Below are 25,499 nucleotides of genomic sequence, written 5' to 3' on the forward strand. Positions count from 1 at the left end.
CCCCCACTTCTATCACATCCTCTACCCACCTAAGTAATCTTGTATTTCAATCGTACGAGTAGGCCCATAAACCTTTCCAGACACAGGAGTTACTTCGAAGGAATAGAAGTCCTGTTCCTCGAAACCAGAAAGCTTAAAATCAATAGAATAAGTTTTACTTTCATCAGGCAAGATTTCCATGCTTAATCCAGTATTCAATTGAAATAAAGATTCAACATAATGCTCAGCAAACGCGTCTACATATTTATTAGGGGTAGTCACCTCGTTATCTTTCATTACATCTACCGCCCAGAATTTTGCTAACTTATCCTTATCTATCCATAATTTTGAAGTTTGTTCTTCACCATCAAAGCTGACTAAATAATAATCAATAAAATGTTCATCAGGAGATGCGTCAAATGTAAGTGTTCCTTCGATGAAACCTTTTTGGAAATTAGTATCGGTAAAAGATAATTTACTATCTTTAAACCTAGGCCCAACAAAAGCAGTAGCTTGCATACCCTTTATCCCTTCAAAATATTTGCCATCTTCGTACTTAAGTTTGTCTCCTGTAATGGAAACTTTAGGTGAATATAATCCATCTGGATGTCCTTGCTCAGTGACTCGAACCCAAACTAATTCATTCTGCGGCAAGTCTTCATTAAAGTATTCATGTCTATAATACACATCTTCAACATTGTATCCCTCCACAGTGAAATACTCTTTAGACAATGTGCTAGGATCTATTCTTTTGGCAAATCTAATAATAATGTGTTCTATCTTTCCATTGAGATCCTGATCTCTTGTTGTAATATCCTGACTATCTAAGATTGCGTTGTAGCTGTCACTTTTTATTATTTTCTCAACCTGGACATTACTCATGCCTTCAAATAAGTTGCCATATAAATCTTTGATAGCACTTTTAGAAATTGAAACATTAGGTTTTTTGGAGCTATTTTCTGACTTTTGTTTAACACGTACTATTGCAATATTTTTTTCAACCTTATCTTCATCTATAAGGTAATTGTAGAATACATCCTCTACATCATACCCTTCTACTGAAAAGGAATCCTTTGATAAAGAACTTAGATCTATCTGTTTACTAAAGTTAAAGGATAGATAAGCAATTTCTGGTTCATCTGCTAATAAAACATCGTGTGCTGCAAAATTAGTTAATTCTAAGTCGTTTGTAAAATCTACAATTTCTTCAGAGTTAAAATTTGGATAGCTGATATTTCCACCAACATCAATAGCACGCAAACGGAATCTTAAAAATTCTGACTGATCTGTGATAAACAAACTATTTTCGATCAATTCTTTCTCAGTTATTTTAATATTCACAGCATATTTTGTACTACCATCTGGAATTACTGTACTAATGGCCTCTTCTGCTCGATTATCTTGATTTTCTAATAGGATTTCATAATGACTTATATCATAAAATACGTACTGATTATGAAACTCGAATGTTAATGTACCTTCAACAATATACGGATCAGGATTTTCATCTTCAAAAAATAAAGATTCATAACGAATTCCAACTGTTGGCGCAACTCTATCATTAGATATCTCATTATTTAGTCCTGTAAACAAATTTCCATCCTTATCTTTCAAAGTATCTTTATTAATTGAAATCTTAGGTGTCTCAGCTCCATCTCTATCCTCGAGTTCCATGACTTCTACAATTACGTTTGTATTTATTGCTTCATAATCTGCATCGGTAAATTTCTCTTCTTTAAAAAACTTAGTTTGATACTTCCCTTTCTCCTGATCTCTTAACATTGGTTCTAAAATCTCAGAAGACATATCATACTTCTCGGATGCTTCAGCCACTAATTGCTGAATTTTCTCTTCCTTTAATACCTTCTCTAAATGTACATCTTCCACCTGAAATCCCTCTACTGTAAAGTTGTTAACAGAAAGTGAGTTAGGATCTATTTCTTTTGTGAATTGGATGAAAATATGGTCTATTCTACCGTTCTCATTTTTATCTCTTGTTTCAATCACTTTTTGTCCATTTTCTAAAGTTACAATATCTAAAGTATCATCATTATTGGAATCACCTAGTGCACTCGTTAAACCTACTGAGCCAATACCTACTGCTAAAACGACAGCAATAATGGACCACTTCCAAGACGTTTGTTTAAACATTTTTATTCTCCATATTCTTCTTTTTATATTTGATTTGTTGTTAGCCATCCCTACTGCAACAGGAATGAAATTGGGTCTTGAGAGATTTGTTAACACACTTAAAATCGTTTTCCCATATTCAATATGTTCAGATTTTTCTAAATAAGATAACACGGACGCATCACAAGCTACTTCACAATCCTCACGCATTTTATAAAATGCATACCAAACTAAAGGATTAAACCAGTAAATCGCCTGAATCAATATAGTAATCCAGTTGATGAGAATGTCTTTTCTTTTTAAGTGAGTCAACTCATGTAAAAGTACATATTTCAGCTCATCATGAGATAATTGATCATTGATCCTTTTTGGCAGTACTATTTTTGGTTTCATAACGCCTATAATTGATGGCGTTTTTAAGTTCTCATCATATACAATCTGAATATTAGTCTTTATATTTAATTGCTGTTTACATTTAGCTAACAGCTCATTTAAGATTAGATCATCACATTTACGCTGCTTTCTTAGCTTCCAGTGAAATTTTATATTTACAAACAAAACCGTGGACAAGACAGATAATGCACCAAAGAGCCAAATAAGGCTAAAAACATCATATTTAAAATTCATAGATGTATCATTCTTTGATAAAGTACCTGGAACAGCATATTGAAGCACTGGATCAATCTTTCGTATACCATTTATATTTTCTGAAGATATATTGCTACTGATGATAGGAGTCTTAATTTCTCTAGAAGCATTATTCACTTCTTCACTTATTGAGTTTTCATTGTTTACTGAAAAATCACTTTTGCTTTCAAAAATAATAGATTCATGGATGCTAGAATCTGCTGTATTATCTACTTCAGTTCGTATCATAGAATTGACCTTTGGTAGGGTATTGCTAGTATATGTACTATCATCAAATGAATCGTCATAAACAATCTGATTATCATTAACAACTTTAAATTCATATTCAATTTCGGAACCCTGTGATTCTCGTAAACTTTCTATCACTTCATCCTGTTGTGAGATTTGCGGTAAAAAGTTAAATATACTCAATGAACTCTCTGGTGTATATGGAATCATCAATCTTAATATCACTAGAAACCATATGTAGTAGTGCCAACGTGCGTTCAGTCTATCTTTGAATATCACTTTTGTAAGTAAGATGATTCCTATGACAACACTACCCATAAAAGATAGATACAATATATATTTAGATAAATAGGTTAGATCCAATAGCTCCCTCTCCTTTCTTTAAACACATTTCCTATAAGTAAGTGCTCATAAGTCCTATTTCCATTATCGAAAAGTTTGTGCTTGTTCAAGTTACTTAGATCCCAGAAAGTCTTTCTTTGATGTCAATATAAACTTTCTGGATGACTATCAAAAGAGTACTCTATTTACAACCCTATTAAGAATCTTTTTTTCCATCTAATATGTCTTTCAGTTCCTCTATCTCATTTTGTGATAATTTCTCATCTTTAACAAAATTGGCAATAAACATTTGAAGCGATCCAGAATAAACCTTTTTTAAAAATGACTTCGTCTCTGTACTTTTACACTCTTCCTCCGTAACAAGCGGAAAGAATGATTTTAATCTGGATTCTTTCTTTTCACCAATAGCTTCTTTTTTTACTAATCTGCTAATTAAGGTGTGAATTGTTTTTGGACTCCAACTTGTAACTTCCTTTAACGCTTGAATAATCTCAGTTGATGTTAAAGGAGACTTTTCCCACAACACTTTCATAATTGACCACTCTGCCTCTGAAATTTTTGGAATTTCTTTAATCGTAAACATCTCCTTTATTTATTCAGTTTGATTCAAATTAATGTTTAACCCTGTACCAGTCCCTCTATTTCCACTCTCATCAAATGGAGTAATGTAAATATTAAATGGGCTTGTTCTATTGGGGAATTCAATATCAATGGAGTAATTCTCACTCCCATTTGCATACACTTTCGCAGTAGATTTTTCTACCATATTATACTCTTCATCATAGACCGTGACTTCATAGTGATCCACATCAAACTCACGTCTAACATCAAACATAAGTCTACCTTCAATGTGACTTTCAGTTGAACCTCCTTCTGTAAAACTAGCGTTATTTATGTAAGTAGCAAATGGACCAATATTATCGTAAGGAATCATATCTTGTATTCCGACAAAAGGATTTCCGTCCATATCTTTGAGCGCTTGTTTAGCTATCGTAACCTTCGGAGTTTCATTCCCATTTGGAATTTCACTATCATTTGTTATCCATATAATCACGTCAGTTCTGACATCTTCATAATCCTCTTCCCTAATCTCGCTTCTTGAATAGGCTCCATCCCCAGCCAATAATTGTTTCTCCCTCTCTTCATTAATTTCTTGTCTAAAATGAATATCCTCAATTTGATAACCTTCAACTGTAAAAAATTCTTTTAATAAAGAACTCGGATCAATATCTTTTGTGAATTTTATAAAAATGTAGTCGATATATCCACTCTCACTCCTTGAACCTTCAGTTCTGATTACTTTTTTACCTTCAATGGTAAGTATATCTAATTCAATATCATCACTGCCCGCAGTATTTTGCATATCGATTGGATCATCTTGATCTGAATCAAGATCTGATTCTCCTAAAGCATTCGTCAATCCAACTACTCCAATTCCTACTGCTAGGACTACTGCCATGATTGACCATTTCCATGATGTTCTTTTAAACATTTTTATTCTCCATATTCTTCTTTTTAAATTTGATTTATGATTAGACATCCCAACCGCAACTGGAATGAAATTTGGTCTAGATATTGCTGCCAACACATTAATAATTGTTTTTCCATATTCAACATGTTCAGATTTCTTAAGATGAGACAATACATAGGCATCGCAAGCAACTTCACAATCCGCACGCATTTTATAAAATGCATACCATACCAATGGATTAAACCAATAATTGGCTTGAACTATTATAGTAATCCAGTTAATGAAGATGTCCTTTCTTTTTAAATGAGTAAGTTCATGTAAAAGTACATACTTCATTTCATACTTAGACAACTGATTGACCATCTTTTTTGGTATTAAAAGTTTCGGGCGAAGCATACCTACAATGGATGGTGTTTTTATTGTGTCATCATAAATAATTGCTACATTTGTTTTTATATTTAATGTTTTCTTGCACCATTCTAAAAGAAGTAAAGTATCATGATCTTCACACATTTGTTGTAAACTAAGTTTTTTTTGAAACCTTACATTTGAATATAAAATCGTTAGCAGCATGATGATCATTCCAATAATCCAAATAAATCCCAACTTTTCATAATAAGAAAATTCCTCGTGGATAGACCTATTCATATTTATGTTGTTCAATGCCATTTGATATTCATAAATCTCATCACTGTTTGTAATCAATGGACTTTCATTTTCTACTTTCGTATTAACAATGTTATTCTTAACTGGTTCACTCTGTTGTTGCTGTTGTGGTAATATGTTATAAATGCTTAGTGAACTCTCTGGCGTGTACGGAATGATGAGTCTAATGATCAAAATCAACCATATATAATAATGCCATCGAGCATTCAACTTATCTTTAAAAATAAATTTCGTGAACAGAATAATTCCAATAACAACGCTTCCCATAAATGATAAATACAAAATATGATTAAATATGTATGTTAGATTCAAACATTATTCACTCCCCTTCCTCAGGCTGCCCTTAGTGAACTAACTTTGATAACACTTCCTACACGTGTAGTCCGTAAATACAATACTACACATGTAGTCCAAAGTTGTCAATAGTAGGAAATAAAAAAAATACATAGAAACTGTACTTTCACTACTGTCAAAATCAGAAATAAATAAGAGAATTTTTTTTCCTTATTTCATCGATGTTATAAGAAAACACAAAAAAGAGGAATATTTTGGACTTATTCTTATGTTTCCCTATTATCTATAGAAAAACATCGATATAAGACCCTCATTTCCTCTATTTTGATCAAATCTAGAAAATTATTCAAAATAGTACATGTAAACATGTAAATTAAATTCAATATATGATAAACAATATAGAACAAACTACAACAACACCAAACAAAATCAACGATAGAAACAGCGAAGACAAAAACATTTTCATCGTAAATCCTTCTAAATTTTTGCTGCGATCAAATGCTTTGTTCCTAAAAAAAGTAATGATATTTATAAGAATCATCCAAAATATTAAGAAGAAAAAAATGCCAAACTGAGGTGCAGATGAAAAAGTTAATTCATTAAAGAAAATCTTTTCAGAAGGAGTAATGATAGCAATAAAAACAAAACAAACAATGGCAAATAAATTAGTTCCAATCACGAATTTTCTTTGTTTCTTTGCTTCCTTACCAAGCTTACTTTCCTCATATTCATGTAGCTCTTTCATTTTCTTCGTATGTACTACTACATCGGTTTTACCATACACTAAATATAAAATGAACTGAATAAGGAATAAAATAGTAGTCCCAATATAAAATTGCTTCATCGTAATGTCCAACATAGATAAAACTAGAATAATGATCAAAATGATAAGCATTGTGATGTTTTGCAATATAAACTGATGTCGACGCAATATGATTAATCTTTCATTATTCATTTCATTGCTCATTCCTAAACACCTCTTCGCTTAATTCTTTGTTTTGCTATATATTTTTTCCACTGCTTCATATTGTTTAGACACCTCATCAACGGATTTATCAGCATTGCCTTTTAGATACAAATCAAAAAAGTTCAAAATAAAATCATGCTGCATCGCAGCACCCTCTCTTCCGTCCAATTCCCCTGTAATTTGAAAGTACTTGCTAAGTGGAGAGTACATGTATATCATTGAAAAATCTTGATGACCCGTTCCATTGATTTGAAACAATTCTGTTGGCGTTCTATTTTCATCTAACAATATAAATAAATTTTCATTGTTTCGTCCTTCTTCCCATTCGTAGCTCCTTAGAAATAAAGAAGGAACTTGAAGTCCTGCTTCTAAATTATTCTTTTGAATCGGCTCTACCCACGCATCCATACCTAAAACAGCTTTTACTCGATCATCATTAAGTGCTGTATAAACAGAAGCACCACCACCTGTAGAATGCCCTATTAACCCAATGTTAGAAAGATCTAATTTATTTTCAAATTTTGAATCGACTTCATTTAAATCCTCTAACGTATTTAATGTCAATAAGATATCTCCTGCAAAAGTCCTTACTAACTTATTAGCATACTCTAAATAGTTAGGTGTGATTTCTCTTTCAGGCAATGCGTTCTCATTCACATAAGCAACCTCACCATCGTTAAATACTGTTACCGCTGAACCATATGTATGATCAATGGATATCGCAATATATCCATGACTTGCAAGCAGTTCAGCCACATCAGCATGAACATTGCTAAATCCAGTCCACCCATGAGATATGATTACAACTGGCAAGCTATCTTTACCTTCAATGATAGGGGCATCCTCATAGGAATTAGACATGACCAAGGCAGTGTGACTTAAAATAAATTTAGGAAATCCCATCATAGAGGATATCCCTTCTGCTACCGCTTTTGGATTTTCCCCCAACCATGGTACTTGTTCGTAACCTTTAACATCCTCTGCAGGATACCATACCTGCATTTTTACTTTTCTGTTATTGGACAGATCATCACTGTAAATCGCGTTTCTGTTTACATCTATAAGATCAAATGAAACAGTTCCAACCTCATATTTCCCTTTTGGTACAGGCATTTTATAGACTGGAAATGCGTATGTAAATAGTAAGGATATGACAATAAACGAAATCATGACTATATAACCCATTTTCTTAAGCCTTATTTTTTTAAAAGTAATACGTTGCAGGAAAGGAATACTAAACATTAAAAATAAAACGACTAGAGTATATATAGGTATCAATTGCCATCTCATACCTTCTATTACAGCCTGAAGCATGAATGTCAAGAAAGCTAAACCTGGTAAATACCTATTCATCTTATTCCACCGAAATCCCCTAGACAATACCATCAATATGACTAGCAATAATAAAATCATTTCTAATAATCTCATAGTTTCATAGCATAATGGCAGCTATGTCGACACCTCCAATATTAAATCTTTAGCAAGCTTTTGATGTATAACATTATACCATTTTCAAATCCCTTTACATTCCATTGTCACAAAAACAAAAGGAGCGATATAAACTATATATCATCTCTAACACGAAGGAGTGTTATTAATGGAAATTTGTGTTATAGGGGCAGGATATGTTGGCTTAACCTCTTCTGTCATTTTTGCAAGACTTGGTCATAAAGTAAACTGTGTAGATAAAGATGCTGATAAAATAAAAAAACTGCAAGAAGGTTCTGTTACAATATTTGAACCAGGATTGGAAAAATTGCTTGTTAGTTTTAATAGAAACATGTCTTTTTCTACAAATATTGAAAAAGCAATTGAAAAAGCTGAGGTTATACTCATTGCAGTTGGCACACCTCCTCTTCCAGATGGAGAAGCCGACTTACAGTATGTTAATGAAGTTATACAAACGATAGCTAGTCTTATTTACTCTCATAAAACGATTATTACTAAAAGTACGGTCCCTATTGGAACAAATGACAAACTTGTACAAATGTTACTTGATCTAGAGGTGAAACGTGAACGATTCAATGTTGTCTCTAACCCAGAGTTTTTACGAGAGGGCTCAGCTGTATTTGATATGCTTCATCCAGATAAAATCGTCGTAGGTTTGGAAGAAAATGATAAAGAGTCTTTATTCACAATGAAACAACTATATTATGGCATAGATGCGCCTTTCATTGTAACAAGTTTAAAAGGGGCTGAAATGATAAAGTATGCTTCCAATTCCTTTTTAGCCACTAAAATTTCTTTCATGAATGAGATGGCAAGAATTTGTGATACGTTTAATGTTGATATTATGGACATTGCTGAAGCAATTGGAACAGATCCAAGAATCGGTTCCCATTTTTTGAAGGCTGGTATCGGATATGGAGGTTCTTGTTTTCCAAAGGATCTTAAGTCACTCATTCATACTGCACAAAAACATGATTTGGTCCCAAAACTACTGATGGCAACAGAAGAAGTAAATCAAACTCAAGTAGATATTTACATGGATAAATTAACATCACACATTCCAAATCTGTCTAACAAAAATTGTACCGTGTTAGGACTTTCCTTTAAACCAAATACAGATGATACAAGATCATCCCCAGCTATTAAACTTATAAACAAACTAGTAGAGCAAGGTGCTAACGTGCATTCGTATGATCCCAAAGCCATATACGAACAGAAAAATGTAATTCAACACCATCATGTTATGGATGCGATAAAGGAAGCTGACTGTGTTATCATCACTACGGATTGGAATGAGTTTTTACATTTAGATTGGAAGAAAATTAAAAAGAACATGAGAGGGAACCTCATTTTAGATGCACGTAATTTACTAAATAAGATCACCATCGAAAAACACGGACTCAGATATGTAGGTGTAGGTAGATAATGGACTCTGAATAATAAATAAAAGATCTGACTCATCCATTCTCAGTCAGATCTTTTCATTTAATTCTATTTCATACTATTCCGTGTCATCATCGTCATCTTCATCTTCTTCATCACTATCGTCTACATCATCACCAATTAAATATTCATGTGTGCTGCCATCATCAAATTCTAATTCGATTTCTAATTCTTCAAATGATGCATTGCTAATTTGTTTTAACACTCCTTTTAACACTTCCTCAGCACTTTTTTTATGAGAAATTTCAAATCCATCAACAAAATCCATATCTACCTTTACCTTACTTACATTACCCAACCTAAACGCCTCCTCATCCTAAGGTGATTACGCTACATGATATGCACCTATACATGAATAATTGACAAATTCTTTATGATTTTCTTTATAATCCGTTCTTATGAGTTCTTTTTCTTCTTTTTCTTTTTCTTTTGTTTCTTTTTAGTTTTTTTATCTATCGCTTGTAATAACCATGGTGGAGAGGAAAAATCATTAGGCACAATAACTTTGTTTGTGTTTTTCTTTTTTGATTCAGTTCGTTTGTCTTCCTGTTTTTCAGCTTCTTTTTTAGTTTCTTTTGTGGATTCCTTTTTAGATTCTTTCTTAGATTCTTTCTTAGATTCTTTCTTAGATTCTTTTTTAGCCTCTTTTTCAGTTTGATCCTTTGCTTTTTCTTTCCTTTTTTGTTGCTCTGCTTCTTTATCAGATTGTTTATCAGAAATATCTTTCTCTTTTTTATTAGATTGCTTTGTCTCTTCCTTGTCTTTTATTTGTTTTTCTTTAAATTGATTATCGTCAAACTCCTCTCCCTGTAATAGTTTTAATAAATTAGCCTTTGTTCCTCTAGCTGTATACATTTTCTTTTCATTTGTCTCCTTCCCACTCGTTTCTTCAGAGCTTTCAAATTCATTTTCATAAATTAACGTCTCATCTTTTTCATCCACAATATCTATAGGCTCTTTAGGAGCTTCCTGAGAAGCTTCCTGAGGAGTTTCCTGGTGTGCCTCCATATCACTTTCCAAGTTTGTATCCATTTCTATTTCGTTTTCTTTTTCAGCCACAAGTCCATCACTTGGATATTCCTTTAATTGTTTACCTTCTAGATTTGCTAAATTTTCTTCCACCGCAGATTCATTCAGTACAATTTTTTCATGACTTTCAAGCATTTTCTCATATTCGGCGAAACTCCATCCCATAGGACCTGGTGGAGAAAACTTAAACTTTTCTAACTCAAGCTTCGGAATGATAGTTTCTAATTTTTTTTTATTGTTCAGCCTTCTCACCTCGTTCACCTTCTTTTATAGCTTCAGTTATCTCTGATAATTCATTTAAAAATTGTTCCTTGGAATCCTCAACAGCAATTATATTTTGCAGAGCCCAAATATATTTTTCATCACCCCACGAACGTTTCTGACTTAAAAAATACTTGTGTACAATCGCACAAAATAAATGAGGAAATTTCAGATCCGTCCAAAGTACACTGTATTGATCTCTAGTTAGTGGATAACTATGATCGTAAGAACGAAGCAACTCAATCACAAAATCGGTATCCCATACAGACAACTTTTTCATCATTTTATTCAGAAGAATGCGCAAGTCTCTTGAAGGTAAATCATAAGTGATTGAATGCAACTCCTTCATAAAAGGCTCGCTGTTGACTTCCGTAAATCGTGCTAGTGTAAAATCCTGCTGACAATAGCTTTTATCCTCGATAGATTGTTTGATCCATTGTTCGTATGGTCCTTCATCCAGCTCTTTCAATGCATTTCTGCCTCGTTCAAGCATTTTATCTGCATATTCTAAAAATAGGACTGAAAAAGGTTCATCAGGATACGTTTGTGCTAACATTTTATGACCTTCTAGCTCCTGAAGCTTCCATCGAAAGAGCTTATGCCATTTATTCAGCCTACTGCGCGTTTTACTCTCTGCAGCAGGAACATATCCTTTTGAAGCATGATGAAACTTACCTGCAAAATCAAAAACCTTCTTCATTTGCTCTTTATTGTAATAAATCATTTCATTGCCTTTAATGTGATCATATAAAACATAAGCGTGATCTTCTGCACCGATGCAAATAGCACCATTTTTCGTTTTATGAATTGGAGTAATGGGTATCCCTTTTTGCACTAAATCATTGTGTGCACCAGCAATAAACAACATTCGTCTAGGTTTCATATGTGCTTGTTTTAAGATTTTAATTCCTTGATCAGTACTTACCTCCCATGTTGTTCTACCACTCCGACTTTCCAGTAAATGCACTTCACCTACATCAAATGGATATAACTGCAGGACACGTTTCAGATGGTTTTCTTGATTATTTTCCTGATCCAATCATCTTCACCTTCCTTTTTCACCTTCACTGTGTATTCACTTCCTCATATACTGATAACAAATTTTCAGCGACTCGATTCCAGCTAAAGTCATTCTCAACTTTTTTCCGACCATATTTACCCAGACTGGTCCTCTTGCCCGAATCGTCTAACAATAAATTAATCGTTTTTGCATAAGCCTCTGGATTCTCAAAATCATGAATGACATATCCATTTTTTCCTTCTTCAATGACTTCTGGATTTCCACCGCGATTGCTTGTAATAAGTGGCAGTCCTGCTGCCATTGCCTCATAATGAACACGTGCAAGCGGTTCTTGCCATTGTGATGAACAAACAAACAAGTCAGACATTGTAAATAATTGAGGGATATTTTGGGGTTTGACAAATTTAATAAACGTCACATGTTTTTCAAAAATGGCACCTAGTGTATACAAATGTCTTACATAATTATTTAGGTTGTCATCACCAAACCATTTGGAACCTATAAAAACCATCATGAGATCAGGATGTTTTTCAATGATCTTTGGTATGGCTTGAAGGAGAAGATGAGGACCTTTTACTTTACTAAGTCTTCCGACGAATAAAACCACTTTTTTTCCATTTAAATCAAGTTCATTTCGAACCATGCTTCTCGTCTTTTTCCCTACTACAGACCAAGATGGTTGAAATTGATGCAAGTCTACACCTGAATACACTGTTCTTGTTATATTTTTTGCTTCTGGAAATCGATTCGTAATTGTACTTCCGATAAAATCACTTACGGTTACAATTTTTGACACCTTTTGAACACATTGTTGTCCTTCTGCATCCGTCATTTTCTCATAAGAGAACATTTCATTATGGACACTGAGTACAAATTTCGTTTGTGGCACTGCCTCAGAGAACGGTTGTATCCAATTTGGACGATTACATAAATGAATGACATCAAACTTTTGCTCCCCAATATATGTTTTAATCATTTCAACATAATGAATTTCAGGAAAACGAACATACTTAACATCATTTCTCAACTCTTCCTCTTGCAACTCTGGATCTTGAATGGAAATCACTGTCACATCATGTTTTTTGGCAATAATGGAAGCAACCGAGTTTAAATAAATTTGAATAGCTCCACCACGTATAGCTGGTACCGGTAATTTTTCAGTAGAGATTAAAGCAATTTTCATTTTCAGCCTCCATTTCATCGTATTGAAGTTTAATGTTTCTTATTTGTATGATACGAGAAGTAAATGTAGGGTGTTCCTAATCTCATTTGTTTTTAGAAAAAATAGGTTCTTAGACAACTTTCCCACTTAATTTTGGAGGAATATACTGATTAAAAAATAAGAGGAGCTATGTAAATGTGATAAAAAAAGCAATTATACCTGCAGCTGGTTATGGTACACGTAGTTTGCCAATTTCAAAAGTGGTGCCTAAGGAATTATTTCCAATCGGGAATAGACCTGCAATTGATTACATTGTAGAGGAAGCTATTCAATCTGGTATAGAAGAAATTCTAATCATTGTTTCACGTTCAAAAAATTTGATTTTTGATTATTTTGACCGCTCTATTGAATTAGAAACTGTACTTAAGCAGAAACAAAAGGAGCATTTATTAGACAAAATCAAAGTACCAGATGTTCATATTCAATACATTAGACAGCCTTTCGCCAGTGGTCTTGGCGATGCAATTCGATTAGGGAAAAAATTTATTCATAATGAAGCTTTTGCTGTGTTATTGCCAGACGAAATTATTTTGAATCAAATGAAACCTGCCCTAAAGCAATTAATCGAAGTTTATAAAAATTATAAAAAAAGTGTACTTGGTCTATATGAGGTGAAAAAGGATCAACTTTCAAACTATGGAGTAGTGAAACCAATAAAAGTAGAGCATGAATTATTCAAGGTGGCTCATATTGTAGAGAAGCCAACCCATCATCCACCCTCAAATTTAGCCGTGATAGGAAGGTATATTTTTACGCCACAGATTTTTTCATATTTAGAAGAGATCAGCTCAGGTGTAGACGGAGAAATCCAATTAACCGACGCTATCAATGAACTGAGGAAAACAGAAACTTGCTTTGGAAAACTGATCACTGCAAAGCGTTTCGATATTGGTAGAAAAGAAGAATACTTAAAGGCGATCACATATTTAAATGATATCGAGGAGTGACTAACTTGAAATTATTAGTCATATGGCGATTGTTAACAGTTGGAGGAGTCAATGCGGGATGGCGGAATCGAGCTATTTATTTTAAAGAACATGGAATAAATACTGAGTTTTTATATTGTAAGGATCTCGGGGGATTGCATATGATGAAGGATATTGCCCCTGTGTATGTAACCAAAGATGAGAATGAAATTCATCATATGCTGAAACATCATCATTATGATGCTGTTATTGTGGTGGACACCAATCAAGCTTACAAATGGTTATCACAAGCAAATTATACGGGTCCAATATTAATTGAGGCAAGAACCCCGGAAATTATTAAATTAAAACGTAATTTAGAAGGTTTTGAAACGGTGAATCCAATAAAATTCATAGTCCCTTCTGAGCATCAAAAAAGAGTTCTATCTATTCTTGTTGCCCACAATTCTCCGACAGAAGTCATTTATAACGGGGTAGACACTTCATTTTTCAAACAACTGCCTCGAGAACAAATCGATATCTCTGCTGAACCTTATTTACCTAACAACAAAAAAGTTGTTGCTTATATCGGAAGATTAGATCAAAGAAAAAATTGGAAACAACTTATGAAAATCGCCAAGCTTATGTACGAAGAAAGAAATGATGTTGAATTTTGGGTGATTGGAGGGGATCAAAGTAAAGATCGCACTAAGTTTGAAAATAAGTGGAAAAATAATGAACTTAATAAAATCATAAAATGGTTCCCTATCATTCCATACCAACAGATGCCACACCTTTATGCAAAAATCAAACAATCCGGTGGATGTACAATTGCCACAACTAAAGGAGAATCATTTGGAAACACATTTATTGAAGCCATGGCTTGTGGTGTTCCTGTTGTTGCACCGAATGTATCTTCCATCCCAGAGATTGTCATTCATGAGGAAACAGGATATTTATTTCGTGAAGGCGATATTGAAGAAGCCGCAAAATCCATTTATAAAGTACTAGATAATCCTGTTTTATATGAATCACTATCTAACGCTGCCATTCAAAGAGTCGTTGAGATATTTTCGATTTCACAATGTGCAGATAAATACGTACGGATGTTGCAAAAATTCATGAAAGAGAGTTGATCAAGATGCTCCCGATGTATTATAAAATGCCTTTACAAAGCAAATCAAACCACGTGCATCTTGTCTTTTTCGATAATCAGTCTGACTATGCTGTGAATTTCTTGCATGCAACGGAAGAAAAAACATTAGTTAATCAGTGGATTGCGTATTGTATTGGGCGGTATATGGAGCTTCCAATTCCAAAAGCTGAAATTGTTGAAATGCCAACATCTTTCTTACATGATATTCCCAATCTCAATTCCTACACTCAACAAAATGCTAAACAGTTAGCCGTCTTTTTTCTGGAAAATTGCATTTCTATCGATGAAGAAAAAACTTATTCCATTTCTAATCAAGGGGATTTTGCAAAAACCATCGTGTTTGATTACTGGTTATGCAATACCAATCGAACAAATCATAATGTATGGCTTCAAGAAATAACTCCAGGTATTTATAAATATTGGATGATGGATCACTCAGAGATATTTGCCTCATTATCTTGGACAGCTGAAGATTTAACAAAACTTCCCGAAAACGTCTTAAATAACAATACTCATAAAACGATGGCAAGCTTAATTACAAATGAAAAAGAGTTTGCAAAACAAATTGAACTCATTCAAACAATCCCCACTTTATTACTTGAAGAAATATTATCACTCATACCTGAAGAATGGAACATTTCAACAAAAGAAAAAGAGGCTGTAGTTAAAGCACTCAATCATAGACGTTATGAAATTGTCCCAAATATTATAAATCAATTTATTCAGTACAGGATTTACTGATGCCGATGTTCACCACAAGAAGTGGTGTAATGTTACTCGCTGTAAAAAATCAAAGGATGGTGAAAAATTTGAATGAAGACCCTATAAAAGATGAAAAGGTTGAGGAGAGCGGTGAATATGTTTTATCACCTGAAGAAGAGCAAAAGTTAATACATTTAGCAGAAACAATAATGAACAATTGGAATATGAATGTAACTAACATTGAAGTGATTCAAGGAGGCCAAATGGCCATCGTATGGAAAGTCCATACAGAAACTGGTCCAGTTTGTTTAAAAAGAATCCATCGTCCCGAGAAAAAAGCATTGTTTTCTATCCATGCACAAGATTATTTAGCCAAAAAAGGAACTAGAGTGCCAGGTATTATCCCAAATCAGCAAAATGAGCTTTATACAAAACATGGTCCTTTTTTATTTGTTGTTTATGAGTGGATCGAAGGAAGACCCTTTGAATTAACGGTGACCGAAGATCTTCAATTTCTTATGAAAGGTCTAGCTGATTTTCATTTGGCTACTGTTGGTTATTTACCTCCTGCTGGTGTTCCTGTATTTAAAAAACTAGGCCGATGGCCTAATCATTATATAAAAAGATGTCAGCAAATGGAGACCTGGAAACTAGTTGCCAAGCAATTTCCAGATGATCCATTTTCACAAACCTATATCCAAGAAATTGATCCTTTTATAAAAGAAGGAATGGATACTTTAAATAGATTATTAGAGAGTGGATATATGGAATGGGTTCAACAAATAGAAGCAACACCAAATTTATGCCATCAAGATTATGGAACAGGGAATACACTCTTAGACCCTGAACAACAGATTTGGGTCATTGATCTAGATACCGTTTCTTATGATTTACCCATTCGAGATTTGAGAAAAATTGTCATTCCTTTACTTGATACAACAGGCATTTGGAATGATGAACAATTTAATATCATGATTGAAGCATACGAATCCGTCGCACCCCTTACCTCAGAACAAAAACAAATCATGTTTATCGATATGCTTTTCCCTTATGAGCTGTATGATATCATTCGAGAGAGATATGTAAGGAAATCACCGCTATTAGTAGATGAGCTACTAGGTGGTCTCGAATATGAAAGAATCAAATCGAGAGAATTAAACAAGTTGATACAACAGGTTTAAACATAACTCTCAGATTGGCGAGCAATCTCAAGACAAAGACAAGGGAGTCGTTGTCAGTACAGATGTAAATTCTTAAAGTACAAAAAAAGGGTTGCCTTAGAGCCTACACTCATCTGGCAACCTGATTTCTACACTAAAGGTAATTGTGATATGAATCATCTATATGAATTTCTTTTTTGCTTCCCATTTGATCTCTTATTATTTTTATTGTTCATACGATTACTTGTTTTAGTATCATTTTTTTTGCCAGAGGATTTTGTTGAATTTCTACCTGCTCCTCTTCTGCTTTCACCTTTTCTAGTTTCTCCCTTTTTCCCTTTTTGCTCTTTATTTCCATTTGATTTATTATTTTTATTTCCGAATTTACCAGCACTACTTTTCTTTGAATTCGTTCTTTTAGATTGATTAGATCTCTGAACTGTAGAATGCCCTTCAACCTTTTCTTTTTTAATGGATAAGTTAATGCCTTTCTCGATTTGATTTAAAGCCATTCTATCTTTTTGTGCAACAAACGTAATGGCTAATCCTTTTTCACCAGCCCGCCCTGTTCTTCCTATACGGTGAACATAGCTTTCTACGTCTTGCGGGATATCATAGTTGAAAACATGTGTAACTCCTTCGACATCTAATCCGCGAGCAGCAACATCAGTAGCGATTAAAAATTGTATTTTCATTTCGCGGAAACGTCTCATCACCTGTTCTCTTTTGGCTTGAGATAAATCTCCATGAAGTTCGTCTGAAATCAACCCTCTTTCTTGCAAAGCCTCATTTAATTTACTTGCTCTGCGCTTAGTTCGACAAAAAATGATCGCTAAAAACGGACGGAATTTTTCAATCGTGCTTATTAAAGCCTCTTCCTTAGCTCGATCTGTCGTTTCAATGACGATTTGTTTGATATCCTTTACTGTGATTTCCGTATCTTTGACACGAATATCCTCTGGTTTACGCATATAGCGATTGGCCAATGATCGTACTTGCTGCGGCATCGTTGCTGAGAACAACATTGTCTGTCTAGTGGAAGGAGTACGCTGAATAATTTCTTCTACTTCAGATAAGAAACCGATATGCAGCATTTGATCTGCTTCATCTAGAACAAGCATAGAAACCTGGTTTAACTTGATCGTTCCACGACCTAAATGATCTATGATACGACCTGGAGTCCCCACGATAATTTGATTATTTCCCTTTAATTTGTGCAGCTGTTTTTCCACATCCTGTCCACCATAAACAGCTAGAACGTTAAGTTTATCTATCTTTGCAACAAGTTTTTTTACTTCCGCCGTTACTTGAAGAGCTAGCTCACGTGTTGGTGTAACAATGATTGCTTGAATTTCTGGTTTATCAGGATTTATTTTTTCTAAAATCGGTAGGACAAAAGCTAAGGTTTTCCCTGTTCCAGTTTGAGCCTTGCCAATAACATCTTTTCCCTCTAATAAATGAGGAATCGCTTGTTGTTGTATCGGTGTAGGTGTAAAGATTCCATTTTCTTTTAGGAGGTTGTTAATTTCATCTCTTATTCCGAGTTGTAAAAAGTTTTGCATATTCGTTACCTTCTTTTTTTATATATATTAAATATCCTTTTCTCATTCAAGGTATTTTATCCAGTTAAAAAAGCACCGCAATGGGTGCTATCATCATCAATATTTATATCTGAACATATACACTTTATCATATAATACTAGTCCCGCAAAGGTTTTATTTGTGAAACCTATATTTAAAATCTTCGTAATAAATAATAATCTACAATCCAAAGGAGATCCATTCAATCATTTAAAGAAACTTTTCTTCTAAATTACCATATAATAGGATTAAGAAATAAAAAAGAGGAGGTTATAAAATGATATGGCTTATTTTTCTGATTCCTTTTGTTATTTTGTTGGGCATTGCCATTTATATTGATAAAAAGAATAAAAATCAGACAACAAATATTCCTCATGGTCAATCTCACTTATTCTATCCGCCTGATAGAAGCGGCAATTCTGGAGGTAATTCTGGCGGTAATTCTGGTCAGAATGCTAATCATGATGTTCATGACCATTCATGTCGTGAATCAAGTGGCAGTGACACAGGCTCATATTGAAATCGTATTCTAATAAAATTTTAATTGGAGAGATTCATATGTTATTCCTTATTTTCCTCATTCCGATCATTATTGTGTTAGGCATAGCCATTTATATTGATAAAAAAAATAACCAACCCAAAATTCAAGATGACTCTTCCCCAGAAATATTTAATCCTGGTGCCAACCAAAGTGAATGGTCACATAAAGGTTCAAACCATAATTCAGATCATAATGATTCTAGTTCATAATGATTCTTCTTCATGTAAACTCAAAAAAAGCACTGCTATGAGTGCTATATAATCAGAATGATTTCAAGTTATGTATACAGAAAGGAGAGAATGATATGTTTTGGCTCATTTTTATCATCCCCATTGTGATTGTTTCAGGCATTGCTATCTATGTTGACAGACGAAATAGGAAACAGACATCTATTGATACTGCATCACAGGTAGAACCCTATGTAGGCAGTATGCTGAACAACCACTCAAATTCACCTTCAGACAATGGAGATTCTGGTACTTACTAAAATCTTATTGCTCTGACTAAGAAGTAGAAGCTGTTTGCTCAGCCTTTTTTCCTTTCTGTAACTGATACATTTTGTGATATCTGCCTTGCAATTCCATCAACTCATTATGTTTACCCCGTTCTACAATTTCACCTCTATGAAGTACGAGAATTTGATCTGCATCCCTAATTGTAGACAGCCTATGTGCAATTACAAATGTTGTTCTGCCTTCACTTACTACCTTAAGCGCTTCTTGAATCAAACCTTCAGTTTCACTGTCTATACTTGCTGTTGCTTCGTCTAGTATTAAAATCGCAGGATCAAATGCCAACGCTCTTGCAAATGAAATTAATTGTCTTTGTCCCGCAGACAATGTACTGCCTCGCTCAACAACGGGTTCATCATATCCATTTGGAAGCTTTTCAACAAAGGTCGATGCCCCTACTTTTTGAAGCGCTTCTTTCACTTTATTCATATCTATTTTTTTATTATATAAACTAACATTAAATTTAATATCCCCCGCAAAGAGAAATGGATCTTGCAATACAATTCCCATATGTTTTCTCAAAGCTTGTTTAGATAAGGTAGTCACATCTACATTGTCTATTGTGATCTTACCTTCATTAGACTCATAAAATCCCAATAAGAGATTCATAATTGAACTTTTTCCCGAACCAGTATGTCCTACAAGCGCGATTGTTTCTCCTTTTTCGGCTTCAAATGAAATATTTTTCAATACATTTTCACCTGATTTATAAGCAAAAGTCACATCATGAAATCGGACTTTCCCCTTTGGACGAGGTTCTTGCTCTGCATTAGAAACTTCCGTTCCATCCATGTCGAGTATCGTAAATACTCTTCCTGCTGAAACAAATGCTCTCTGAGCATTTGTAAGCTGATCAAATATCCCTATAATCGGTTGGAAAATCCGACCTAAGTAGTCAATAAAAACGTAAAATACTCCGAACTGTATCGCGCCCTCAAGGGACTGGCTTCCAAAGTACCAAATAACCATCGCTGTTACTAATCTGCCAATCGTTCCAACTGCATTACGAGATGAAAGTGCAAACACCCGAATTTGTTTCATCTGGTTTTCGTAACGATCCTGATTTAAATTTTCAAATTCTTCAACCGTCAACTTTTCACGACGAAATGCTTGAATGATAGGCATCACATTAATAGATTCATTAATCATTGCATTCATATCACTTAAACGAGCACGCATAATCGTAATATATACTTTTGCATATTTAAGATGTACATACATAATCAACACAAAAATAGGTAGTAGAAGAAGACAAAGAAGTGCCAACCTAGCATCTAATATGAACAGAAACACATAAATCCCAATCAACTGTACTGAGCTTACAACAAAGGTAGCCATAAAACTCATAAATAAATCACGTATAGCCTCAGTGTCATTCGCTATTCGAGATACAACTTGACCAATTGGTGTATTATCAAAATATCGGATAGGGATGCGCTGAATATGTTTCATTAAATCCATCCGCATATTCTTAATAATACGTAAAGCAGTTGTTTGCAATGCATATCCCTGTACAAAATTCAAAATACTTGCTATTAACAAAAGAACAATGTATAGACCAATCAAACTAAAGATAGGAGCCATTTCGATGACATCTTTAGTAAGATGATCATCAATGATGATCTGTAGAATTAATGGTCCTCCTAGCTCAGCTCCTACAGCACCACAAAGTATGAGGAGTGCAGCTAAAATTCTAAATTTATAATGAAGAGCGTATTGAAAAAGCCTTCTGGAAACTTTTTGTTTCGGTTCCATGATATATCACTCCTTTAAAAATGGTTTGAGTGGGGAATGTTGCATCAAAACCTACTGTATATACTAATCTAGGCTAGCTTCCATTTGTTGATGCTCCCACTGTTCTTTGTACCAACCACCATGAAACATAAGCTCTTCATGAGTTCCTTCTGCAATCACTCTGCCTTCATCCATCACTAGAATCCAATCTGCGTGACTCACTGCTGATAATCGATGAGAAGTAATCAACGTTGTTTTGCCAGCACGCTCACTTCTAATTTCATGAAGAATTTTATTCTCAGTTTTTGCATCCACTGCAGACAACGAGTCGTCTAATATTAGAACTTCAGCATCAAGCAACAAGGCTCTAGCAATAGCAACACGCTGCTTTTGACCTCCTGATAGCATCACACCCTGCTCCCCAATTAATGTTTCCAAACCATCAGTCATCCTCGCAACATCTTTTGTGAAGGAAGCCATTTTGACAGCACGATCTATTTCTTCTTGTGTTGCATCTGGTTTACCTAATTTAATATTTTCCTTTAATGTTTTAGATAAAAGCATATGCTCCTGCGGTACATAGGAAATCCAGCCTTTCATTTTCTCCAAACTAATTTGTTCCACAGGAATATCAGAAATAAACAACCTTTCTTTGTCGATAGGATATTGCCGTAATAATTGTTTTAACAACGTGCTCTTACCACTGCCTGTTCTACCTACGATTCCTAATGTCTGTCCTTGCTCCAAACGAAAGGATAGTCGCTCCAAGCTAGTTGTATTCGAACCTGGATATTTAAAAGTAAGATTCTTCATCTCTATACTTGTTGGAGCACCTACTTTTGTTATCTCTTCTGCATTCTTTACATCTGATTCTTGTAATAAAACATTTTCCATTCGGTCTGCAGAAGCACTTCCACGCTGCAGCACATTTATGAATTCTCCAAAGGCAATCATTGGCCAAATCAACATGCCTAAAAAGATGTTGAACGTAATTAATTCACCTAATGTAATTTCATTTTGATATACCAAATAGGAGCCATAACTAATTCCTATTGCAACACTTAGACCCACAATAAGTGAAATAGACGGTTGAAAAAGAGCGTTAAATATGGCCACTTTTCTATTTTTATCCAACACTTCTGTAGTTACCTTATCAAAAGCGGAGATATCATCTTCCTCTTGAACATAGGAACGAATTACTCTCATTCCTGATATGGATTCCAGTGCTTGATCATTCATCTTTCCAAATGAAGCTTGAGCTCCCAGGAAATTGACTCTTACATTTTTCCCAAGCTTGTTAATTACCAAAGCTAGAAATGGGAGAGGAATGAATGCAGCCAGCATCAATTTATAACTAATCAAAAAGACCATCATAACAACTACAACCGAAACACCTACAATCGTATTTACCAAGGTCATTACACCAAACCCAGCCGTTTGTCCGATTGCCAGCACATCGTTTGTAGCTAAAGCCATTAAATCCCCTGTAGTGTTTCTATGAAAAAAACTAGGTGTCATTTTAGTTAGTTTGGTTAAAAGCTTTTTTCTTAAAATACTTTCAATTAGTGCCGAGTTGCGAAACAAAGACATAATCCATATGTAAACTAAGATGTAAAGTAAAATACCTAAAACAACCAATAAAAGTACGGTTTGGGTTAAAGATTCAGATGTTAACTGACCTTCTCGAATTTCATCTACCGTTTTCCCTATCATAATGGGAGGTATCATCGTAAGGAGAGTCACAATAGTCATAACCGTAATCGCTAACACATAACTTTTCCAACGTTCTTTGAAAAACCATTTTAGTTTGATTACAAAAGACATATATATACTCCTTTTCTTTCTAAAATCAAATTACTATACACTACGAAAAGATCTTCTTACTAGAAATCAATTTCATTTAATAGCTGTTTCAATTCCTTTAGCTCTTCATGGGATAAAGTAACACCTTTCCCCATTTTTTCATGATCTGGTGACCAATCACGAATATCATATTTAGGATCACGGCCATTCCAGCTAATTAAGTTCAATTCTTTCTTCCATCCTTTTGGTGATTCAGAAAGGATTGCAATTGTTTTTAAAATTTCATATTTGAGTTCTGGCATAAGTTATACCTCCGTTTTATAATGTAAATAATACTATAATTTCCCATCCCGTAACTTAAAGTTATTCAGTTGGGTGATTTTTTGATAATTACTTATTATTTTTCATCTAATTTATGATCGTAAGACATAATTATACCATAAAACTACATTAGAACAAATGTTTGTTTTGAGTAGCTGATTTTACATTGTCATCCATTTTTTCAGCATATATTATTAATTTAGGAGGTGTCGACTTGAACAAACCAATTGGATTTCTAATTATTGCATTATCTCTTTTAACTTTCGTTTTAATTATAAACCTTGAAAATTTTAGAGATGATTCAAGTACTGCAACTATTTCTTTTTTAATCATTGTTGCAGTCTTTATCATTGGGATATTATTAGCTTATAAAGAAGATAAAAAATAGTTTTATTTTTTAAAGAAGATAACAAATAATCAGTGAAATGTATCAATAATTATTATTATAGGTTGTAGGAGGTTAGTTAAATGTTCGTAGTAAATGTTGAAGCAGCAATTCTCTAAAATGGAAAATGGTTTAAAAGAAAGTATCGAACAAGCCCACCGAATATTATTGGAAGGATCTCTAATCCCACTTCCTCAATTTAATCAATTCCTTAAATATAGTTCTATCACTCAATTACAAATCATGTTCTGACATAAGTAAAAAATCATATCATACACTAAAACTAATTAAGCCATGGGTTTTCCAATAATGAGGAGATGTTGTTATGACTAAACGACCTCAAAATCAACATGGGTATGGGGATATCCCCCAGCCAATTAGAGAAGATGGGGCAGGAGCAACTGATTTAGGCCCCCGGAATATATGTAGAGATTTAGAGAATCCTGACATGTTCGTACCACCAAAAACCGATGATGGAAGAATTCCAAACCTCAAATTTTCTTTTTCAGATACAAATATGCAGCTGTATCAAGGTGGATGGAGTAGAGAAGTAACCGTAAGAGAGTTACCTATTGCAACAACTCTCTCAGGTGTTAATATGCGTCTCACACCAGGTGGTGTTCGAGAGATGCATTGGCATAAACAAGCGGAGTGGGCCTATATGTTATTAGGAACAGCACGAATCACAGCAATGGATCAGGAAGGGCGAAATTTTATTGCTGATGTAGGGGAAGGACATTTATGGTACTTTCCTCCTGGAATGCCTCACTCAATTCAAGGGTTAGAGGATGGTTGCGAATTTATACTCGTGTTTGACGACGGGAGTTTCTCAGAAAGTGATACATTCACCATATCAGATTGGTTTGCACATACTCCAAAGGAGGTTTTATCCGCCAATTTTGGTGTTTCAGAGAATGCATTTGCTCATATCCCCAAAAATCAAACGTACATGATCCAAGCCAAAGTGCCTGGTTCATTAGAAAGTCAAATGGTAGAAAGTCCATATGGCAATGTACCAAAAAGCTTCACTCATAATTTACTTGCCCAGAAGCCGATTACAACATCAGGAGGCACAGTGAGAATAGTAGATTCAACTAACTTCCCAATTTCTACTAGAATTGCAGCAGCATTAGTAGAAATCAAACCTGGAGCGATGAGGGAAATGCATTGGCATCCAAACAATGACGAATGGCAGTACTACCTAACTGGTGTGGGAAGAATGACAGCTTTTGCTGCAGACGAAACTGCACGTACTTTTAATGTTAGGGCTGGGGATGTTGGATACGTTCCCTTTGCCTTTGGACATTACATACAAAACATTGGAAATGAAAGTTTATGGTTTCTTGAAATGTTTCAAAGCAATCGATTTGAAGATATTTCATTAAATCAGTGGATGTCACTAACCCCTCAGAAACTTGTTCAAAGCAACTTAAATGTTGGACCTGAATTAATGAAAGCATTACGAAAGCAAAAGTGGCCTGTTGTTAAGTATCCTAAGTTTTGAATAATACTCTTAAATGGATAGGCTGATGCATAATATGAAGTTGAA

General features: G+C 34.2%; 23 protein-coding genes. 10 read left to right on the forward strand and 13 right to left on the reverse strand.

Annotation, left to right across the window (positions count from 1 at the left end; all coding sequences use genetic code 11):
* Positions 1 to 21: 21 nt before the first annotated feature.
* The 5 genes from Q5Y73_RS20135 to Q5Y73_RS20155 all read right to left on the reverse strand — a co-directional run bounded on the left by Q5Y73_RS20135 (position 22) and on the right by Q5Y73_RS20155 (position 8,078).
* On the reverse strand, positions 22 to 3,348 hold the full coding sequence (locus Q5Y73_RS20135; protein ID WP_305993712.1) for a M56 family metallopeptidase: 3,327 nt from the start codon (positions 3,346 to 3,348) through the stop codon (positions 22 to 24).
* Between the two features lie 175 nt (positions 3,349 to 3,523).
* Entirely contained in the window at positions 3,524 to 3,910 is a 387-nt protein-coding gene (locus Q5Y73_RS20140) for a BlaI/MecI/CopY family transcriptional regulator (protein WP_305993713.1), read from the reverse strand.
* A gap of 9 nt (positions 3,911 to 3,919) precedes the next feature.
* Entirely contained in the window at positions 3,920 to 5,776 is a 1,857-nt protein-coding gene (locus Q5Y73_RS20145; RefSeq protein ID WP_305993714.1) for a M56 family metallopeptidase, read from the reverse strand.
* A gap of 361 nt (positions 5,777 to 6,137) precedes the next feature.
* Positions 6,138 to 6,725, reverse strand: a complete 588-nt coding sequence (locus Q5Y73_RS20150; RefSeq protein WP_305993715.1) for a hypothetical protein — start codon at positions 6,723 to 6,725, stop codon at positions 6,138 to 6,140.
* Positions 6,726 to 6,743: 18 nt separating this feature from the next.
* The gene (locus tag Q5Y73_RS20155; protein ID WP_305993716.1) at positions 6,744 to 8,078 is read right to left on the reverse strand and encodes an alpha/beta fold hydrolase; all 1,335 of its coding nucleotides are present in this window, start codon (positions 8,076 to 8,078) and stop codon (positions 6,744 to 6,746) included.
* 244 nt (positions 8,079 to 8,322) lie between these two features.
* Here Q5Y73_RS20155 and Q5Y73_RS20160 point away from each other — a divergent pair, with 244 nt between their 5' ends.
* Positions 8,323 to 9,600 (forward strand): UDP-glucose dehydrogenase family protein, encoded by a 1,278-nt coding sequence (locus tag Q5Y73_RS20160; RefSeq protein WP_305993717.1) that lies wholly within the window; start codon positions 8,323 to 8,325, stop codon positions 9,598 to 9,600.
* Positions 9,601 to 9,675: 75 nt separating this feature from the next.
* On the opposite strand, the gene Q5Y73_RS20165 is transcribed toward Q5Y73_RS20160, so the two are convergent.
* The 4 genes from Q5Y73_RS20165 to Q5Y73_RS20180 all read right to left on the reverse strand — a co-directional run bounded on the left by Q5Y73_RS20165 (position 9,676) and on the right by Q5Y73_RS20180 (position 13,111).
* Positions 9,676 to 9,915 carry a hypothetical protein gene (locus tag Q5Y73_RS20165; RefSeq protein WP_305993718.1) on the reverse strand — a complete coding sequence of 80 codons (240 nt, stop codon included), beginning with the start codon at positions 9,913 to 9,915 and terminating at the stop codon, positions 9,676 to 9,678.
* 98 nt (positions 9,916 to 10,013) lie between these two features.
* Positions 10,014 to 10,898 carry a hypothetical protein gene (locus Q5Y73_RS20170; RefSeq protein ID WP_305993719.1) on the reverse strand — a complete coding sequence of 295 codons (885 nt, stop codon included), beginning with the start codon at positions 10,896 to 10,898 and terminating at the stop codon, positions 10,014 to 10,016.
* On the reverse strand, positions 10,879 to 11,946 hold the full coding sequence (locus Q5Y73_RS20175; protein ID WP_305993720.1) for a CotS family spore coat protein: 1,068 nt from the start codon (positions 11,944 to 11,946) through the stop codon (positions 10,879 to 10,881). Before Q5Y73_RS20175 ends, Q5Y73_RS20170 begins: the two co-directional genes overlap by 20 nt.
* Positions 11,947 to 11,971: 25 nt before the next feature.
* Positions 11,972 to 13,111: a glycosyltransferase family 4 protein gene (locus Q5Y73_RS20180; protein WP_305993721.1), complete on the reverse strand. Its 1,140-nt coding sequence runs from the start codon at positions 13,109 to 13,111 to the stop codon at positions 11,972 to 11,974.
* Between the two features lie 176 nt (positions 13,112 to 13,287).
* Here Q5Y73_RS20180 and Q5Y73_RS20185 point away from each other — a divergent pair, with 176 nt between their 5' ends.
* From Q5Y73_RS20185 to cotI, 4 genes are read left to right on the forward strand one after another with little or no spacing between them, the layout of a single operon-like run.
* The gene (locus tag Q5Y73_RS20185; RefSeq protein WP_305993722.1) at positions 13,288 to 14,097 is read left to right on the forward strand and encodes a UTP--glucose-1-phosphate uridylyltransferase; all 810 of its coding nucleotides are present in this window, start codon (positions 13,288 to 13,290) and stop codon (positions 14,095 to 14,097) included.
* Positions 14,098 to 14,102: 5 nt separating this feature from the next.
* Positions 14,103 to 15,191 (forward strand): glycosyltransferase family 4 protein, encoded by a 1,089-nt coding sequence (locus Q5Y73_RS20190; protein ID WP_305993723.1) that lies wholly within the window; start codon positions 14,103 to 14,105, stop codon positions 15,189 to 15,191.
* Between the two features lie 14 nt (positions 15,192 to 15,205).
* Positions 15,206 to 15,952, forward strand: coding sequence for a HipA family kinase (locus Q5Y73_RS20195; protein WP_305993724.1), 747 nt, complete (start codon positions 15,206 to 15,208; stop codon positions 15,950 to 15,952).
* 56 nt (positions 15,953 to 16,008) lie between these two features.
* Positions 16,009 to 17,094 carry a spore coat kinase CotI gene (cotI, locus tag Q5Y73_RS20200; RefSeq protein WP_305993773.1) on the forward strand — a complete coding sequence of 362 codons (1,086 nt, stop codon included), beginning with the start codon at positions 16,009 to 16,011 and terminating at the stop codon, positions 17,092 to 17,094.
* A 155-nt stretch (positions 17,095 to 17,249) separates the two neighbouring features.
* Here cotI and Q5Y73_RS20205 read toward each other — a convergent pair whose 3' ends face one another.
* On the reverse strand, positions 17,250 to 18,635 hold the full coding sequence (locus Q5Y73_RS20205) for a DEAD/DEAH box helicase (RefSeq protein ID WP_305993725.1): 1,386 nt from the start codon (positions 18,633 to 18,635) through the stop codon (positions 17,250 to 17,252).
* Positions 18,636 to 18,931: 296 nt separating this feature from the next.
* Here Q5Y73_RS20205 and Q5Y73_RS20210 point away from each other — a divergent pair, with 296 nt between their 5' ends.
* The 3 genes from Q5Y73_RS20210 to Q5Y73_RS20220 all read left to right on the forward strand — a co-directional run bounded on the left by Q5Y73_RS20210 (position 18,932) and on the right by Q5Y73_RS20220 (position 19,682).
* Positions 18,932 to 19,174 carry a hypothetical protein gene (locus Q5Y73_RS20210; RefSeq protein WP_305993726.1) on the forward strand — a complete coding sequence of 81 codons (243 nt, stop codon included), beginning with the start codon at positions 18,932 to 18,934 and terminating at the stop codon, positions 19,172 to 19,174.
* 38 nt (positions 19,175 to 19,212) lie between these two features.
* The gene (locus tag Q5Y73_RS20215) at positions 19,213 to 19,404 is read left to right on the forward strand and encodes a hypothetical protein (RefSeq protein WP_305993727.1); all 192 of its coding nucleotides are present in this window, start codon (positions 19,213 to 19,215) and stop codon (positions 19,402 to 19,404) included.
* A gap of 95 nt (positions 19,405 to 19,499) precedes the next feature.
* Positions 19,500 to 19,682: a hypothetical protein gene (locus Q5Y73_RS20220; protein WP_305993728.1), complete on the forward strand. Its 183-nt coding sequence runs from the start codon at positions 19,500 to 19,502 to the stop codon at positions 19,680 to 19,682.
* A 16-nt stretch (positions 19,683 to 19,698) separates the two neighbouring features.
* Here Q5Y73_RS20220 and Q5Y73_RS20225 read toward each other — a convergent pair whose 3' ends face one another.
* The 3 genes from Q5Y73_RS20225 to Q5Y73_RS20235 all read right to left on the reverse strand — a co-directional run bounded on the left by Q5Y73_RS20225 (position 19,699) and on the right by Q5Y73_RS20235 (position 23,546).
* Complete coding sequence (locus Q5Y73_RS20225) at positions 19,699 to 21,462, reverse strand: ABC transporter ATP-binding protein (RefSeq protein WP_305993729.1); 1,764 nt, start codon at positions 21,460 to 21,462, stop codon at positions 19,699 to 19,701.
* Positions 21,463 to 21,525: 63 nt separating this feature from the next.
* On the reverse strand, positions 21,526 to 23,265 hold the full coding sequence (locus tag Q5Y73_RS20230) for an ABC transporter ATP-binding protein (RefSeq protein WP_305993730.1): 1,740 nt from the start codon (positions 23,263 to 23,265) through the stop codon (positions 21,526 to 21,528).
* 59 nt (positions 23,266 to 23,324) lie between these two features.
* The gene (locus Q5Y73_RS20235) at positions 23,325 to 23,546 is read right to left on the reverse strand and encodes a YdbC family protein (RefSeq protein WP_305993731.1); all 222 of its coding nucleotides are present in this window, start codon (positions 23,544 to 23,546) and stop codon (positions 23,325 to 23,327) included.
* 233 nt (positions 23,547 to 23,779) lie between these two features.
* Between Q5Y73_RS20235 and Q5Y73_RS20240 the strand changes: the two genes are divergently transcribed.
* Complete coding sequence (locus Q5Y73_RS20240) at positions 23,780 to 23,953, forward strand: hypothetical protein (protein WP_305993732.1); 174 nt, start codon at positions 23,780 to 23,782, stop codon at positions 23,951 to 23,953.
* Positions 23,954 to 24,275: 322 nt separating this feature from the next.
* Positions 24,276 to 25,454, forward strand: coding sequence for an oxalate decarboxylase family bicupin (locus tag Q5Y73_RS20245; protein ID WP_305993733.1), 1,179 nt, complete (start codon positions 24,276 to 24,278; stop codon positions 25,452 to 25,454).
* The last annotated feature ends 45 nt before the right edge of the window (positions 25,455 to 25,499 follow it).

The sequence above is a fragment of the Chengkuizengella axinellae genome (assembly GCF_030730905.1).
GTDB classification, from domain to species: Bacteria; Bacillota; Bacilli; order Paenibacillales; family KCTC-33759; genus Chengkuizengella; species Chengkuizengella axinellae.

Coding starts and splice junctions, on each gene's coding strand:
- Q5Y73_RS20215 (WP_305993727.1), top strand. CDS start 19,213: ATGTTATTCCTTATTTTCCTCATTCCGATCATTATTGTGTTAGGCATA.
- Q5Y73_RS20140 (WP_305993713.1), bottom strand. CDS start 3,910: ATGTTTACGATTAAAGAAATTCCAAAAATTTCAGAGGCAGAGTGGTCA.
- cotI (WP_305993773.1), top strand. CDS start 16,009: ATGGTGAAAAATTTGAATGAAGACCCTATAAAAGATGAAAAGGTTGAG.
- Q5Y73_RS20160 (WP_305993717.1), top strand. CDS start 8,323: ATGGAAATTTGTGTTATAGGGGCAGGATATGTTGGCTTAACCTCTTCT.
- Q5Y73_RS20235 (WP_305993731.1), bottom strand. CDS start 23,546: ATGCCAGAACTCAAATATGAAATTTTAAAAACAATTGCAATCCTTTCT.
- Q5Y73_RS20195 (WP_305993724.1), top strand. CDS start 15,206: ATGTATTATAAAATGCCTTTACAAAGCAAATCAAACCACGTGCATCTT.
- Q5Y73_RS20205 (WP_305993725.1), bottom strand. CDS start 18,635: ATGCAAAACTTTTTACAACTCGGAATAAGAGATGAAATTAACAACCTC.
- Q5Y73_RS20225 (WP_305993729.1), bottom strand. CDS start 21,462: ATGGAACCGAAACAAAAAGTTTCCAGAAGGCTTTTTCAATACGCTCTT.
- Q5Y73_RS20220 (WP_305993728.1), top strand. CDS start 19,500: ATGTTTTGGCTCATTTTTATCATCCCCATTGTGATTGTTTCAGGCATT.
- Q5Y73_RS20230 (WP_305993730.1), bottom strand. CDS start 23,265: ATGTCTTTTGTAATCAAACTAAAATGGTTTTTCAAAGAACGTTGGAAA.
- Q5Y73_RS20180 (WP_305993721.1), bottom strand. CDS start 13,111: ATGAAAATTGCTTTAATCTCTACTGAAAAATTACCGGTACCAGCTATA.
- Q5Y73_RS20150 (WP_305993715.1), bottom strand. CDS start 6,725: ATGAGCAATGAAATGAATAATGAAAGATTAATCATATTGCGTCGACAT.
- Q5Y73_RS20210 (WP_305993726.1), top strand. CDS start 18,932: ATGATATGGCTTATTTTTCTGATTCCTTTTGTTATTTTGTTGGGCATT.
- Q5Y73_RS20245 (WP_305993733.1), top strand. CDS start 24,276: ATGACTAAACGACCTCAAAATCAACATGGGTATGGGGATATCCCCCAG.
- Q5Y73_RS20155 (WP_305993716.1), bottom strand. CDS start 8,078: ATGAATAGGTATTTACCAGGTTTAGCTTTCTTGACATTCATGCTTCAG.